Genomic DNA, 13,991 nt, shown 5'->3' on the forward strand with positions numbered 1-13,991 from the left:
CCTACTGCATGAATTGTTCGTTACCGACGAGACCGATCTTGGTCACGCCGTGACGCTGCGCCGAGGCGAGGACCGCGGCGACGTACTTGTATTCGACCAGCTTGTTCGGGCGGATATGGAATTCGCTCTGGTTCTCGCCGGCCTCGCCTTCGCGGCGGAAGTTCGCGTCCAGCGTGCCGCGATCCATCGGCGTGCCGTTCCACAGCACCGTGCCGTCGAAGTCGATCTCCAGGTCCACCGCCGGCGGCGGCGGGGCGTCGCTCGCCGGCGGGTTGGCCGATGGCATATCCAGCTTCACCGCGTGCGTCTGGATCGGGATCGTGATGATCAGCATCACCAGCAGCACCAGCATCACGTCGATCAGCGGCGTGGTGTTGACGTCGACCACGACTTCCGGATCTCCGCCGCCGTTGCCGCTTCCTAGGTTCATTCCCATCGTTGCCGCTCCATTTGTTGGCTTCAACCTGTCATTCCCGCGAAGGCGGGAATCCAGTGGGCAGAGAGCCGCGCCTTACCGTCTCTGGATTCCCGCCTTCGCGGGAATGACGGGGGTTCGTGTTGGCTTCAGCCTCGCGGCGGCGGTTCGGTGATGAAGCCGATCTTGGCGATGCCCGCTCGCTGGCAGGTGACCATCACCGTGCCGATCGCCTGGTAGCGCGCGGTCTGGTCGCCGCGGATGTGCACTTCCGGCTGCGGCACTTTCACCGCCTCGACCTTGAGCTTTTCAAGGAGGGTGTTCACGTCCGGGATCGCCTGCGTGTTCCAGTACATGTTCCCTTCCTTGTCCACCACGATGGTGATGTTCTCGGGCTTGGTTTGCAGCGCCTGGTTGCGTTCGTTCGGCAGCTTCACCGGGATCGTCTGCGTCACCACCGGGATCGTGATCAGGAAGATGATCAGCAGCACCAGCATCACGTCCACCAGCGGCGTGGTGTTGATCGCGGAGACGACTTCGTCCTCGTCTCCCGATCCTTCACTGCCGATGTTCATGCCCATCGGATCAGGCCTTGTCGCCGACGCGCGAGCCCGACAGCAGCACGCTGTGCAGGTCGGCCGAGAAAGCGCGGACCGCTTCCATGCCGGCCTTGTTGCGACGTACCAGCCAGTTGTAGCCCATGACCGCCGGGACGGCGACGGCCAGACCGATGGCGGTCATGATCAGCGCTTCGCCGACCGGACCGGCGACCTTGTCGATGCTCGCCTGGCCGCTGATGCCGATCGCGGTCAGTGCGTGGTAGATGCCCCAGACCGTGCCGAACAGGCCGACGAAGGGCGCGGTGGAACCGACCGTGGCGAGAACGGCGAGGCCGCCCTGCAGGCGGCTCTGGATTTCATCCACCGCGCGATTGATGCTCATCGTCACCCAGCTGCTCAGGTCGATCTGCTCGACCAGCGTGCCTTCGTGGTGGTTCTGGGCCGAGACGCCGCGGTCGGCGATGTACCAGAACGGGCTGCCGGCGGCCAGAGAGTTGACGCCGTCGGGCACCGAGCGGGCTTTCCAGAACGTCGCGTTGGCGGCTTTCGCCTGGCCCATCAGCTTGGTCTGGTCGATGAACTTGACGATCATGATGTACCAGGTCGCACCCGACATGATCAGCATCGAGATCAGCACGAAGCGCGCGACGAAGTCGCCCTGCTTCCACAGCGCACCGATGCCGTAGGGGTTTTCGACACTCTCGGTTTTCGCTTCGGCCAGCGGCGCTTCGGCCGGGGCGGCGGCTTCCGTTGTCGGCGCGGCAGGCGCCGGGTCCTGTGCGAACACCGTGCTCGACAACACCACCAGGGCGGCTCCGGCCAGCGACTGCTTCAGCGTTTTGACGAACGACATATCCATCCTCCAGATGTACTTCATTAGACCGATCAGTCCTGCTTGCGGAAGGTGTATTTGAGCTGCGCCCAGGCCGGCGCTGGCGCACCGTCGACGATGCCGGGCTCGAACTTGCAACGCGACAACGCCTGCTGCGCCGCCTTGTCCAGGCGATCGAATCCGCTGGATTTTTCGACCTTGCTGTCGGTGACCTTGCCGTCGACGCCGACCAGCAACTGCAAGGTCACCGAGCCGGTTTCGCCGAGACGTTCCGACACCGCCGGATAATCCGGCTCCTTGCAGGCCTTGGCCTTGACCACCGGCGCCTTGCTGACGCTGGGCGCGCGCGGCGCGGCGACCGGTGCCGATGGCGGCGGCGCCACCGTGGTCGTGGTGATGGTGTTGACCGGCGGCGGCGCGCTGGCGATGTTGATTTCCGGCGGCGGCACGAACGGCGGCGGCGGAATGTCGAGCTGCGGCGGCGGTGGCGGTGGCGGCGGCAGCTCCTCGTTCTTCACTTCGTCGAGGATCTTGGTTTCGATCGGCGCCGGCAGCAGCTCGATCGCCTTGCGCGCCAGACCATTCACCAGCCCCCAGACCAGCAGCACGTGAAACAGCACGACCGCGCCGATCCCGATGATGCGACGGCCGGGATCGGGTCTGTTCGCGAAATCCATCAATCCTGTCTCCGTGCGTTGGCTGACACGCGTCGATGAGGCTCCGCGTATGAGCTTTTTGTGTGCGAGCGCGCCGCATCCGCTGCGGCAGTCGTCCTGTCGCGTCATTGCGGTGCAACGGCCGCACGAGCGGCGCATCGAGCGCAGCGGCTGGTATTTGCCGGAGTATTTTTGGCAGCCGCCGGATCGCGCCACAACTGCCGCTTTAGCTAGCTTGAGCTTGCGGGCGGCGACGCATGCCGCACGGAGAATCGAGATATCCGGCTCCGAAAACGTTGTACTGCGTTGATTGTTTTTTTTGCGCGGAGTAGATTCAGGGTTCCTGCCGTTCACACGATAAACCCGCATTGGCGCTTTTTTCCGGCGCTTCGCTGACGGGCTGTACGGCTAACGGAGGAGAGCAGCATGCTGACCGTCGCACCACCAACCGCCCTCGTCCGGCGTCTGCCGGCTACCGGTTGAGCCCATGGGCCTGCCGGTCGATATGCATTTTCACGAACAGATCCGCCGCCAGGGCAGCCTGGTCGACGCCAGCCTGGTGCTGGGCGAGTCCGCCACCGCGCTGGGCTGGGATCGCGTCGCCTTCGTCGGCGACATCCGCCAGCTCGGCCTGCCACGCGATACGTCCGGCGATTTCCTGTTGAGCGCGATCGGCTGGTCGCAATCCGGTCTCGAAGCTTGGGTGCGGATGAAACTGGGCCGGCATTGCCCGGTGGCGCAGCATTGTTATGACGAGCAGGACCCTTTCGCCTGGGATTGCAGCAACCAGGGCGCGCAATGGCAGGGCCGGACTTTGGAACCCGAACAACGCCAGGTGCTGGATCACTACGGCCAGCAGGCGGTCGGCGGCCTGACCGTGCCGGTGCACAGACGCAACGGTCGCGTCGGCTACGTGTCGTGGCTGACGCGCGACCGCAGCCGGCTACGCCAGCGCTGCGCCGAAACCTTAAGCGCCACGCATCTGTTCTCGCACGCGTTCATGCATCAGTACGACCGCCATGCGCTGCCGGAGTCCGAGCCGAACAGCAGCCTGACACCACGCGAGATCGAATGCCTGCACTGGGCGGCGCGCGGCAAGACCGCGGAAGAAACCTCGATCATCATCCAGCGTTCGCGCGAAACCGTGCAGTTCCATTTGCGCAACGCCGTCATCAAACTCGGCGCCAGCAACCGCTCGCACGCGGTCGCCATCGCCTGCAGCCGCGGCTTGGTCAGCGTCTGACAGGCAGCGGCGCGGCGCTCAACCGAAGTGCCGCTTCCACTCCATCTTGATGATCAGGCCGATGAAGTTCCACGCGGTCTTCACCTGATCCCAGAACGAGGGCTCGTAGCGCGCGCGCTCGCGGATGTACTGGCGGATCGCATCGAGTTCCTGGTCGCTGAGTTCGTCGAACTTGGGCATGCCGCGCGGCTCCAGCGCGCCGCCCTGCACGATCGCCTTGAACGCCGCGGCGTTCAGCGGCACTTGCGAGGCGCGCAGGTCCGGGGCGAAGCCGCCGGCGACCGCGGACACGCCGTGGCAGATCACGCAGCGCTGATATAGATCGCGGCCCTGCGCCACGGTCGCGTCGTCGAGCTTGATGCTGGCGTCGTCGATCGGCTTGACGAAACTCGGCGGCGGCGACGGCGGCAGGCTCGCACTGCCGTCGAGCACATAGGTCAGCAAGCGCCGCGGATGATCGCGTCCGGTCCAGCCGTGCTGCGCGCTCAGCGAGCCGAGCAGCATCTGGCTGCCGGCCCAGCCGGCGAGCACGCTGACGTACTGCTTGCCATCGACGCTGTAGGTGATCGGCGGCGCCTGCGTGCCGACGCCCATCTGCGCGCTCCACAGCGTCTCGCCGGTGTCGGCGTCATGCGCCTTGAAGTCGCCGTCGGCGTCGCCCTGGAACACCAGGCCGCCACGCGTGCTGAGCACGCCGCCATTGGTCGCGCCGGGCGTGTCGGATCTCCAGACTTTCTTCTGCTTCACCGGGTCCCAGGCCAGCAGGAAACTGGTGCCGGCATTCTTCGGCACGTCGTCGAAGAAACCTTTCAGGCCGAGCACGTCGCTGGGCACCATGCTCCAGTTTTTGGGATCGCGGCCCTCGTCGTTGTAGTAGCCCGGCAGTTCGTGCGACGGGATATAGACGAGCTTGGTGTCCGGGCTGTACGACATCGGCTGCCAGTTGTGCGCACCGGCCGAGCCCGGCCAGATCAGCGCCTCGCCGTCCTCGTAGCGCACGCCGGGATTTTCCACCGGCCGTCCGGTCGCCATGTCGATGTGGTCGGCCCAGGTGACCTTGCCGAATTTCTCGGCGGAGATCAGCTTGCCGGTTTCGCGGTCGATCACGTAGAAGAAGCCGTTCTTCGGCGCGTGCATCAGCACCTTGCGCGGCTTGCCGTCGATATCGACCGTGGCCAGCACGATGTCCATCGTCGAGTTGAAATCCCAGCTCTCGCCCGGCGTGGTCTGGTAGTGCCAGAGGTATTCGCCGGTGTCGGCGTCGAGCGCGACCACCGAGCACAGATACAGGTTGTCGCCGCCACCGGGCGAACGCAGCTTGTGATTCCACGGCGAGCCGTTGCCGGTGCCGATGTAGACGCGGTTGAACTCGGGATCGTAGGTCATCGCGTTCCACGCGGTACCGCCACCGCCGTACTTCCACCACTCGCCTTTCCAGGTTTTCGCGGCGGCTTCCATCGCCTGGTTTTCGAAGCCGTCGGCCGGATTGCCGGGCACGATGTAGAAGCGCCAGTCCTGCTTGCCGGTCTCGGCGTCGTAGGCGGTGACGTAGCCGCGTACATGACCGAAGTCGGCGCCGCCGTGGCCGATGATGACCTTGCCGTTGAACACGCGTGGCGCGCCGGTGATGTAGCGGTTGTCGCCGGGCTCGGTGGTCTGGGTCTCCCATACCAGCGTGCCGGTTTTCGCGTCGAGCGCGAACAGCCGTCCGTCCTGCACGCCGGTGTACAGCTTGCCCTTCCAGTAGGTGATGCCGCGGCTGCCCCAGGCCATGCGCATTTTCTTGCTGTCGCAATGCGGGTCGTACTTCCACAGCAGCTTGCCGCTGCGCACGTCGACCGCATGCACGACGCTGAAGCCGGCGGCGAAGTAAATGACGCCGTCGACTTCCACCGGCGCGGTGGAAACGTTCCAGACGTCGTCCAGCTCCAGCGACCAGGCGAGCTTGAGCCGCGACACGCTCTGCCGGTTGATCTGGTCCAGCGGGCTGAACCGCTGCTCGCTGAACGTGCGGCCGTAGGCGGCCCAGTCGTCGCCATTGGCGTCGTTGGACAGCGCGGCATTGTCGATCTCGGCCGCCTGCGCGGCGAGCATCGGCAACAACAGCATCAGCAGCACCTTGAGACGGGTCCGCAGGATCATCTTGGTGTTCCCCTGGTTATCGGCGAGGGTTATCGCCCAAGCGCGCGGGGCTGTCCTGCTGCAAAGGGGTGATGGCTCGATCCGCAGCCTGTAGGAGCGGACCCCGTCCGCGACTGTGCCGGTGGGGCCTCGGTCGCGGACAGGGTCCGCTCCTACAGGTGCAGCTACACCGGGTGGGTTCTTCGGCAACCGCCGGGCGTACGATCGCCGCCACAACGAGACCAGGAGAACCCCATGCCCCACGCCACGATCAACGGCCAGCAGCTGTACTTCGAAGACACCGGCGGCAGTGGCCAGGCCATCATCCTCAGTCACGGCTTCCTGATGGACCACGAGATGTTCGCGGCACAGGTCGCGGCGCTGGCGCCGACGTACCGGGTGATCAGCTGGGACCAGCGCGGCTTCGGCCGCACCGTGTCGGACGGCGCGGCCTTCAGCTACTGGGATTCGGCGCGCGACGCGCTCGCGCTGCTCGATCATCTGCATATCGAGCGCGCGGTCCTGGGTGGCATGTCGCAGGGCGGTTACCTGTCGCTGCGCGCGGCCTTGCTGGCGCCGCAGCGCGTGCAGGCGCTGGTGCTGATCGACACCCAGGCCGGCGCCGAGGCGGCGGACAAGCGCGGCGCCTATCGCCAGCTGCTGGAGGGCTGGGCGCAGCACGGGCTGTCCGACGAGGTCGCCGCGATCATCGCGCAGATCATCATCGACAGCCCGGCGCACAACGCGCCGTGGATCGCCAAGTGGAAGGCGCTTGCGGACGCGAGCCGGCTGATCGCACCGAGCAACTGCCTGCTCGATCGCGACGACATCGTCGCGCGGCTGCCGGAGATCACCGCGCCGGCGCTGGTGATACACGGCACGCGCGACCATGCGATCGAGATGGATCGCGCCGAAACCCTGTGCCGCGGCCTGGCCGATTGCCGCGGCCTGCTGCGTGTCGAAGGCGCGGGTCACGCCGCCAATCTGACCCATCCGGAACAGGTCAATCCCGCGCTGCTGGGTTTCCTGCAGTCGCTGTAGGGCCGCGGCCATCGGCCTGGCGCCGGGTGGGGGCGCCATCCGTGTTACCCTGGGCCACAGGGATCCCCGTTTTCCAGCATGGCGACACCCGTGCGGCGCCTGCCGCCAAACCCGTCGCCGTCTCCCTGCCCCACCGCCGCAACGCTCGCGTTGCCCGGCGCTGCTCACAGGCAACACAACGGACACCCTGCCCATGGCCATGAAACCCTTCGCCGTCGATCAGCGCCAGCGCGAGCTGCGCCAGCGCTCCTATCTGGCGGTACCGACCCTGGGCAAGCAGTTCCCGAAAGTCGAGGAAATCTCGATCGAACTGCGCTTTATCGACCCCGACAAGAAACTGCATCTGTCGCCGTACAAGCGCATTTTCGCCAACGGCATGCAGGCTTTCTTCGACTTCCAGTGCCCGATCAAGGAATGCACCGGCGGCGGCTTCAATCCGACGTCCGAGATCACCAAGGCGCTGGGCAAAAGTACCGCCGTGCACAAGGGCACGATGATCTGCGGCGGCAAGCGCGACCGCGGTGATGCCGGCAAGAGCTGCGAGCTGGAGCTGCAGTACCAGGTGGTCGCGGTCGAGAAGCAGCACGCCGACAGCTGATGTCACCGGGCTGCTGAGACCTGGCGCTACGGACAGCCGCAGCGGCTTCCGCTAAGCTTTTTTGCAGCCGCGCTCCGGCAAGGGCGCCAGCAAAAACTCAACAGCCGGGTTCTTATCGATGAAGGGAAGTTCCGTCCGACCGTCTGCTGGCCGCTCGCTCAAGACGGCGCCCAAAACCCGGTCGAAAGCAGCGCCTGCGAGCGCCGACATCGGCCTGCAGGCGCGAAAAAGCCAGGCCACGCAGCGGGCGGTGCTGGAGGCGACGATCCGCTGCCTGGTCGAGCACGGCTACACCAACACCACGATGGAGAGCATCGCCAAGAGCGCGCGCATTTCACGCGGCGCGATCATGCATCACTACGCCTCGCGCGCCGACGTCATCGCCTGCACCGCGGACTACCTGGCGACCCTGCGGCTGGACGAGTTCAGCAAGGGTGTCTGCGCGAAGGTGGCTCAGGAAGTCGGTGTTCAGGCGCCGACTTTGCACAGCTTCCGCCGCTCGGCCGAACTGGTGATGCAGTACTACGAACGGCCCTCGTTCACCGCGCTGCACGAGCTGCTGGTGGCGGCGCGCACCGATCGCAGCATCGCGCCGCTGATGAAAAGGATAGAAAAGCGCATCAACCGACAGATGCTCAGCCTGGTGGTGGAATACCTGCCGTACTGGGAAAACCTGCCGGCGACCGAGTCGGTGCTGGTCGACCTGCTGCACTTCCTGTCACGAGGCGTGGCGATGAGCCAGACCAACAAGCTCGAGCGCGAGCGCCAGCATGCCCTGCTCGATCTGCTCGCCACGGTCGCCTATGAGCGCTTCCAGGCCGACAGCCAGAACAGCCGGGGACGCGCGGCCGGCTGAGCATCGTGGCTCGCGGCGCTTCATAATGTCGCGGGGCCATAACGGTCGCGACACGAGATCGCAGTGAGGAGCCACCCGCAATGAAGTCGAAGATTTACCCAGACGCCGCCAGCGCCATGGCCGGCGCGGTGAGCGATGGCATGACCATCATGTCCGGCGGCTTCGGCCTGTGCGGCATTCCGGAGAACCTGATCACCGCGCTGCGTGATACCGGGGCCAAGAACCTGACCGTGATCGGCAACAACGTCGGCGCCGATCACCACGGCATGTGGGCGGTGCTCGCCAACGGCCAGATCAGGAAGGTGCTGGCGTCCTACGTCGGCGAGAACAAGATCCTCGAGCAGCTCTACATGAGCGGCGGCGTCGAGATCGAGTTCAATCCGCAGGGCACGCTCGCGGAGCGCATCCGCGCCGGCGGCGCCGGCATTCCGGCGTTCTACACGCGCACCGGCTACGGCACCGCGGTCGCCGAAGGCAAGGAGACGCGGCAGTTCAACGGCGAGTGGTATGTGATGGAGACCGGCCTGGTCGCCGACGTGTCGCTGGTCAAAGCCTGGAAGGCCGACACCGAAGGCAACCTGGTGTATCGCAAGACCGCGCGCAACTTCAATCCGATGATCGCCACCGCCGGCAAGCTGACCTTGGTGGAAGTCGAGGAGATCGTCGAAGTCGGCGAGCTGGATTCCGACCAGATCCACACGCCGGGCATTTACGTGGACCGCGTGTTCGTCGGCCAGAACTACGTCAAGCACATCGAGCGCCTGACCACCCGCAAACGCGAAGCCGGCAGCGCTGCCGCCGGTTCGGAGATCTGACATGGCCTGGACCCGCGACGAAATGGCGCTGCGCGCCGCGCGTGAACTGCAGGATGGCTTCTACGTCAACCTCGGCATCGGCATCCCGACGCTGGTCGCGAACATGATTCCGGCCGGCATGAAGGTCACGCTGCAAAGCGAGAACGGCATGCTCGGCATGGGGCCGTTCCCGTATGAAGGCGAAGCCGATCCGGACCTGATCAACGCCGGCAAGCAGACGATTACCGAACTGCCGCAGACCAGCTACTTCTCCAGCGCCGACAGCTTCGCGATGATCCGCGGCGGCCACATCAACCTGTCGATTCTCGGCGGCATGCAGGTCGCGGCCAACGGCGATCTGGCCAACTGGATGGTGCCCGGCAAGATGATCAAGGGCATGGGCGGCGCGATGGACCTGGTCGCCGGCGTCAAGCGCGTGGTCGTGGTGATGGACCACTGCGAGAAGAGCGGCGCATCGAAGTTCAAGCAAGCTTGCGATCTGCCGCTGACCGGCAAGGGCGTGGTCGATCTGCTGATCACCGATCTCGGTGTGTTCGAGATCGATCGCAGCGGCGCCAAGCCGCCGAAACTGCTGGAGCTGGCCAGCGGCGTCACCATCGACGAGCTGCGCAGCAAGACCGAGGCGGAGTTCGTCGCTTAGGCTTACCCTCTCCCTCCGGGAGAGGGTGGCGCGCAGCGCCGGGTGAGGGCCCCGCAGTCACAACGTAGCTCCGCCGCGCCGGAGAGGCCCTCACCCCTGCCCCTCTCCCGGCGGGAGAGGGGTTCGGGCTTACTGGCTGCGATACACCGTCACCACGCAGGCGCCGCCCAGCCCGAGGTTGTGCTGCAGCGCCACCTTCGCGCCTTCGACCTGGCGCTTGCCGACCGTGCCGCGCAGCTGGTTGACCAGCTCGGTGCACTGCGCCAGGCCGGTCGCACCCAGCGGATGGCCTTTCGACAGCAGGCCGCCGGACGGATTGGTCACGTAGCGGCCGCCGTAGGTGTTGTCGCCGTCGTTGACGAACTTTTCGGCGCCGCCCTCGGGACATAGGCCCAGCGCTTCGTAGCTGATCAGCTCGTTGTGCGCGAAGCAGTCGTGCAGCTCGACCACGTCGACATCTTCGGCGCCGATACCCGCGGCCTCGTAAGCCTGGCGCGCGGCCTCCTTGGCCATGCCGAAGCCGACGACTTCGCGCATGTCGCGCGCGTCGAAAGTCTGATGGGTGTCGGTGGTCATCGCCTGTCCGGCGATGTAGACACCGGCATTCAGATCGTTGCGCCGGGCGAATTCTTCGCTGCACAGCACCGCCGCGGCGGCGCCGCAGGTCGGCGGGCAGGCCATCAGCCGCGTCATCACGCCGGGCCACATCGTCGGCGCCGCCATCACCTCCTCGGTGGTGACCGGCTTGCGGAACAGCGCCATCGGATTGTGCTCGGCATGCAAGCTCGCCTTCGAGCGGATTTTCGCGAAGGTCTCAAGCTTGGTGCCGTACTGCTGCATGTGCGCCAGGCCGGCGCCACCGAAGAAGCGCAGCGCCAGCGGTACCTCGGCGTTGCCGACCAGTTCGTCGGCGGCGGCGTCGAAGCGCTCGAACGGGCTCGGCCGGTCGCCGAACGCGGTCTTCAGCGCGCCCGGCGTCATCTGCTCGAAGCCCAGCGCCAGCACGCATTCGGCGGCGCCGCTGGCGATGGCCTGGCGCGCCAGGAACAGCGCGGTCGAGCCGGTCGAGCAATTGTTGTTGACGTTGATCACCGGGATGCCGGTCATGCCGACTTCGTACAGCGCGCGCTGGCCGGCGGTTGAATCACCGTAGACATAGCCGACGTAGGCCTGCTGGATGCGCTCGTAGCCGATGCCGGCATCGGCCAGCGCCGCATGCGTCGCCGCCGCGGCCATCGCCGGGTAGGGCTCGTTGGAGCCCGGCTTGACGAACGGGATCATGCCGACACCGGAGACGAAGACTTTACGGTTCATTGCGGTTTCTTCCGTGCTGATGCGTGATGGGAGTGCCGGCGGCCGGCCAGGCGCAGCAGCCTGCCACCATCGCCGATGCGACTCAAGCGCGCGGCGCCGACCGCCATTATGAACGCCAGCGTTGATCAGCAGCGATTTTTGGCGTCTTCAGTCATTACTGAAAAAGCGGCGCGCCTTGAATTCACCGCTCGCCTCGCCTAGCGTAACGAACCCGGCAGGCCGCGATTTCAGCCGGTAAAATGACCGCTGCCGGCACACGTCCGGCGGCCGCTAGGAGATGCAGGCATGACGGAACTGATGCGCGAAGCCAGCCTGATCGGCGGCCGGTGGGTCACCGCGGATCGCTGGATCGACGTCGACGATCCCGCCACCGGCGAGCGCATCGGCCGCGTGCCGCGCTGCAGCGCCGAGCAGGCGACGCAGGCGATCGCCGCAGCGGAAAAAGCGATGATCCCCTGGGCCAAGCGCACCGCGAAAGATCGCGCCGCGGTGCTGCGTCGCTACTACGACCTGATCATCGCCAATGCCGAGCCGCTGGCTGCGCTGCTGACGCGCGAACAGGGCAAGCCGCTGACCGAGGCGCGCGCCGAAATCACCTACGCCGCCGGCTTCATCGAATGGTTCGCCGAAGAGGCCAAGCGCGTCTATGGCGACGTGCTGCCGAGCCATGCCGGTGACAAGCGCATCGTCGTGCTGAAGCAGCCGATCGGCGTCGTCGCGGCGATCACGCCGTGGAATTTTCCGGCGGCGATGATCACGCGCAAGATCGGCCCGGCGCTGGCCGCCGGCTGCGGTGTGGTGCTAAAACCCGCGTCACAGACGCCGTTCACCGCGCTGGCGCTCGGCTTGCTTGCACAGCAGGCCGGCCTGCCCGATGGCCTGCTGAATGTCGTGACCGGCAGCGCCGCCGAAATCGGCGACGTGCTCACCGCCAGCGACACCGTGCGCAAGCTGTCGTTCACCGGCTCCACCGAAGTCGGCGCCAAGCTGTACGCGCAGTGCGCGCCGACGATCAAGAAACTCAGCCTGGAACTGGGCGGCAACGCGCCCTTCATCGTGTTCGACGACGCCGATATCGACGCGGCCGTGATCGGCGCGATTCAGTCCAAGTTCCGCAATGCCGGCCAGACCTGCGTCTGCGCGAATCGCATTTACGCGCAGGCCGGCATTTACGACCAGTTCGTCGAGAAGCTGTCGGCGGCAACGGCCAAGCTGCATGTCGCACCGGGCACCGAAAGCAACTCGGAAATCGGCCCGCTGATCGACGAGAAGGCCGTCGCCAAAGTACGCGAACATATCGACGACGCCGTATCGAAAGGCGCGCGCGTGGTCACCGGCGGCAAGCCGCATGCACTCGGCGGCCGTTTCTTCACGCCGACCGTGCTGTCCGGCGTCACGCAGCAGATGGCGATCGCACGCGAAGAAACGTTCGGCCCGGTGGCGCCGGTGTTCCGCTTCGAAACCGAGGACGAGGTGATCGCGATGGCCAACGACACGCCGTTCGGTCTCGCCTCGTATTTCTATGCGCGCGACATCGGCCGCGTCTGGCGAGTCGCCGAGCGCATCGAGGCCGGCATCGTCGGCGTCAACACCGGCCTGATCTCGACCGAACTTGCGCCCTTCGGCGGCGTGAAACTGTCCGGTCTCGGCCGCGAAGGTTCACGCTACGGCATCGACGACTACCTGGAGATCAAGTACGTCTGCATGAGCGTCTGATCTGTGCTTGCCTATCCCTCCGGGAGAGGTCGGCGCTTTGCAGGGTGACGGTTGCTGCGAGTCCCTCACCCGGCCCTTCGGGCCACCCTCTCCCGACGGGAGAGGGGCACAAAAAAAGGCCGCTTTCGCGGCCTTTTTTATTGCAAACCAGCTTACGCGTTGACGTCGACGACGACGCGCCCGCGGATCGTGCCGGCGACAATCGCCTCGCCCGCCGCCGCGGCTTCGCTCAAGCTCACGGTCTTGCTGATCGATTCCAGCTTGCTCGCGTCGAGGTCGCTGGCCAGGCGCTTCCAGGCCGCTTCGCGCTTGGCCATCGGCGCCATCACGCTGTCGATGCCGAGCAGCGACACGCCACGCAGGATGAACGGCGCCACCGAGGCCGGGAAGTCCATGCCCTGGGCCAGGCCGCAGGCCGCGACGAAGCCGCCGTAGCGCGTCTGCGCGCAGGCATTGGCCAGCGTGTGGCTGCCGACGCAGTCGACCACCGCGGCCCAGCGCTCCTTCTGCAGCGGCTTGCCGGGCGCCGACAGCGTAGCACGGTCGACGATTTCGGCAGCGCCGAGCGAGCTCAGATACTCGGCCTCGGAGGCCTTGCCGCTGGAGGCAACCACCTTGTAGCCGAGCTTGGACAGCAGCGCGATCGCGACGCTGCCGACGCCGCCGGTCGCGCCGGTGACCAGCACTTCGCCGGCCTCGGGCTTGACGCCGTGGGCGACCAGCGCCTCGACGCACAGCGCCGCGGTATAGCCGGCCGTGCCGATCGCCATCGCCTGCTTGGAGGTGAACGCGGCCGGCAGCTTGATCAGCCACTCGGCCTTGACGCGCGCCTTCTGGCCGAGGCCGCCCCAGTGGCCTTCGCCGACGCCCCAGCCGTTGAGCACGACGCGATCGCCGGGCTTGAACAGATCGCTGCTGCTGGATTCGACGACGCCGGCAAAATCGATGCCCGGCACCATCGGAAACTTGCGCACCACCGGCGACTTGCCGGTGACGGCCAGGCCATCCTTGTAGTTGATGGTCGAGTATTCGACTTTGACCGTGACCGCGCCCTCGGGCAGCTGCGACTCGTCGATGTCAGTGACGGCGACCGACTGCGCGGTCTCGTTCTTGGTGATCAGCAGAGCTTTGAACATACGAAATCCTTTAGACGACGATCAACGGATTGAACGGCCGATCGAACG

15 protein-coding genes are annotated in these 13,991 nt (G+C 66.1%); 8 read left to right on the top strand and 7 right to left on the bottom strand.

What is annotated here, in order from left to right; all coding sequences use genetic code 11:
• Window position 1: 1 nt before the first annotated feature.
• From ACQZF9_RS19015 to ACQZF9_RS19030, 4 genes are all read right to left on the bottom strand, one after another.
• Window positions 2-436, bottom strand: a complete 435-nt coding sequence (locus ACQZF9_RS19015) for an ExbD/TolR family protein (protein ID WP_428310536.1) — start codon at window positions 434-436, stop codon at window positions 2-4.
• A 128-nt stretch (window positions 437-564) separates the two neighbouring features.
• Window positions 565-996: an ExbD/TolR family protein gene (locus ACQZF9_RS19020; RefSeq protein WP_428310399.1), complete on the bottom strand. Its 432-nt coding sequence runs from the start codon at window positions 994-996 to the stop codon at window positions 565-567.
• A 4-nt stretch (window positions 997-1,000) separates the two neighbouring features.
• Window positions 1,001-1,828, bottom strand: coding sequence for a MotA/TolQ/ExbB proton channel family protein (locus ACQZF9_RS19025; protein WP_428310537.1), 828 nt, complete (start codon window positions 1,826-1,828; stop codon window positions 1,001-1,003).
• Between the two features lie 32 nt (window positions 1,829-1,860).
• A complete protein-coding gene (locus ACQZF9_RS19030) occupies window positions 1,861-2,484 on the bottom strand; it encodes an energy transducer TonB (protein WP_428310538.1) in 624 nt (207 codons plus the stop codon).
• Window positions 2,485-2,950: 466 nt separating this feature from the next.
• Here ACQZF9_RS19030 and ACQZF9_RS19035 point away from each other — a divergent pair, with 466 nt between their 5' ends.
• A complete protein-coding gene (locus ACQZF9_RS19035) occupies window positions 2,951-3,706 on the top strand; it encodes a helix-turn-helix transcriptional regulator (RefSeq protein ID WP_428310539.1) in 756 nt (251 codons plus the stop codon).
• Window positions 3,707-3,724: 18 nt separating this feature from the next.
• Here the strand turns inward: ACQZF9_RS19035 and ACQZF9_RS19040 are convergent, their stop codons facing one another.
• Window positions 3,725-5,848 carry a PQQ-dependent dehydrogenase, methanol/ethanol family gene (locus ACQZF9_RS19040; protein ID WP_428310540.1) on the bottom strand — a complete coding sequence of 708 codons (2,124 nt, stop codon included), beginning with the start codon at window positions 5,846-5,848 and terminating at the stop codon, window positions 3,725-3,727.
• 234 nt (window positions 5,849-6,082) lie between these two features.
• Here ACQZF9_RS19040 and ACQZF9_RS19045 point away from each other — a divergent pair, with 234 nt between their 5' ends.
• The 5 genes from ACQZF9_RS19045 to ACQZF9_RS19065 all read left to right on the top strand — a co-directional run bounded on the left by ACQZF9_RS19045 (window position 6,083) and on the right by ACQZF9_RS19065 (window position 9,777).
• Entirely contained in the window at window positions 6,083-6,868 is a 786-nt protein-coding gene (locus ACQZF9_RS19045) for an alpha/beta fold hydrolase (RefSeq protein WP_428310541.1), read from the top strand.
• A 193-nt stretch (window positions 6,869-7,061) separates the two neighbouring features.
• Window positions 7,062-7,466, top strand: a complete 405-nt coding sequence (locus ACQZF9_RS19050) for a hypothetical protein (RefSeq protein ID WP_428310542.1) — start codon at window positions 7,062-7,064, stop codon at window positions 7,464-7,466.
• A 118-nt stretch (window positions 7,467-7,584) separates the two neighbouring features.
• The gene (locus tag ACQZF9_RS19055; RefSeq protein ID WP_428310543.1) at window positions 7,585-8,322 is read left to right on the top strand and encodes a TetR/AcrR family transcriptional regulator; all 738 of its coding nucleotides are present in this window, start codon (window positions 7,585-7,587) and stop codon (window positions 8,320-8,322) included.
• 80 nt (window positions 8,323-8,402) lie between these two features.
• Window positions 8,403-9,137 (top strand): CoA transferase subunit A, encoded by a 735-nt coding sequence (locus ACQZF9_RS19060; protein ID WP_428310544.1) that lies wholly within the window; start codon window positions 8,403-8,405, stop codon window positions 9,135-9,137.
• 1 nt (window position 9,138) lies between these two features.
• The gene (locus ACQZF9_RS19065) at window positions 9,139-9,777 is read left to right on the top strand and encodes a 3-oxoacid CoA-transferase subunit B (RefSeq protein ID WP_428310545.1); all 639 of its coding nucleotides are present in this window, start codon (window positions 9,139-9,141) and stop codon (window positions 9,775-9,777) included.
• Between the two features lie 129 nt (window positions 9,778-9,906).
• On the opposite strand, the gene ACQZF9_RS19070 is transcribed toward ACQZF9_RS19065, so the two are convergent.
• Window positions 9,907-11,091: a lipid-transfer protein gene (locus tag ACQZF9_RS19070; RefSeq protein ID WP_428310546.1), complete on the bottom strand. Its 1,185-nt coding sequence runs from the start codon at window positions 11,089-11,091 to the stop codon at window positions 9,907-9,909.
• A 75-nt stretch (window positions 11,092-11,166) separates the two neighbouring features.
• On the opposite strand from ACQZF9_RS19070, the gene ACQZF9_RS19075 reads away from it, so the two are divergent.
• Both ACQZF9_RS19075 and ACQZF9_RS19080 read left to right on the top strand, forming a co-directional pair.
• Window positions 11,167-11,292: a hypothetical protein gene (locus ACQZF9_RS19075; RefSeq protein ID WP_428310547.1), complete on the top strand. Its 126-nt coding sequence runs from the start codon at window positions 11,167-11,169 to the stop codon at window positions 11,290-11,292.
• A gap of 84 nt (window positions 11,293-11,376) precedes the next feature.
• A complete protein-coding gene (locus ACQZF9_RS19080) occupies window positions 11,377-12,807 on the top strand; it encodes an NAD-dependent succinate-semialdehyde dehydrogenase (protein WP_428310548.1) in 1,431 nt (476 codons plus the stop codon).
• A 152-nt stretch (window positions 12,808-12,959) separates the two neighbouring features.
• Here the strand turns inward: ACQZF9_RS19080 and ACQZF9_RS19085 are convergent, their stop codons facing one another.
• Window positions 12,960-13,943: an MDR family oxidoreductase gene (locus tag ACQZF9_RS19085; RefSeq protein ID WP_428310549.1), complete on the bottom strand. Its 984-nt coding sequence runs from the start codon at window positions 13,941-13,943 to the stop codon at window positions 12,960-12,962.
• Between the last annotated feature and the right edge of the window lie 48 nt (window positions 13,944-13,991).

This window comes from Hydrocarboniphaga sp. (genome assembly GCF_965279055.1).
In the GTDB taxonomy this organism is placed as follows: domain Bacteria; phylum Pseudomonadota; class Gammaproteobacteria; order Nevskiales; family Nevskiaceae; genus Hydrocarboniphaga.